Raw genomic sequence first — 426 nt, forward strand, 5'->3', positions numbered from 1 at the left:
GCCGACCATTTTCGCCGCCCGTCAGTTCGTCAGCCACGGTCACGTCAACGTCAACGGCAAGCGCGTCAACATCGGCTCGTACCGCTGCAAGCCGGGCGATGTCGTCGAAATCCGCGAAAAGTCCAAGCAGCTGGTCATCGTTCTGGAAGCGGTCGGTCTCGCCGAGCGCGACGTGCCGGACTACATCGAAGCCGATCACAACAAGATGGTCGCGACCTTCTCGCGCATCCCCGGCCTGGCGGACGTTCCGTTCGCCGTGCAGATGGAACCGAACCTGGTCGTCGAATTCTATTCGCGCTAAACGAGCGCGTTCTGCGACATCCTGCGAAGGCCGCCCGTCGAGGCGGCCTTTTCTTTGTCGGTCATGTCCGCTAATCCGGCGCTCTGGGCCATTGAAAGCGACATGCCATGAACATGCTTCCAGAC

At 61.0% G+C, this 426-nt stretch carries 1 protein-coding gene; it reads left to right on the forward strand.

The features are described from left to right. Positions 1 to 301: 30S ribosomal protein S4 (gene rpsD / locus EN994_RS35035; protein ID WP_127308326.1), on the forward strand; the 301-nt coding region annotated here is incomplete at its 5' end. Between the last annotated feature and the right edge of the window lie 125 nt (positions 302 to 426).

This window comes from Mesorhizobium sp. M7A.F.Ca.CA.002.09.1.1 (genome assembly GCF_003998555.1).
GTDB lineage: Bacteria > Pseudomonadota > Alphaproteobacteria > Rhizobiales > Rhizobiaceae > Mesorhizobium > Mesorhizobium ciceri.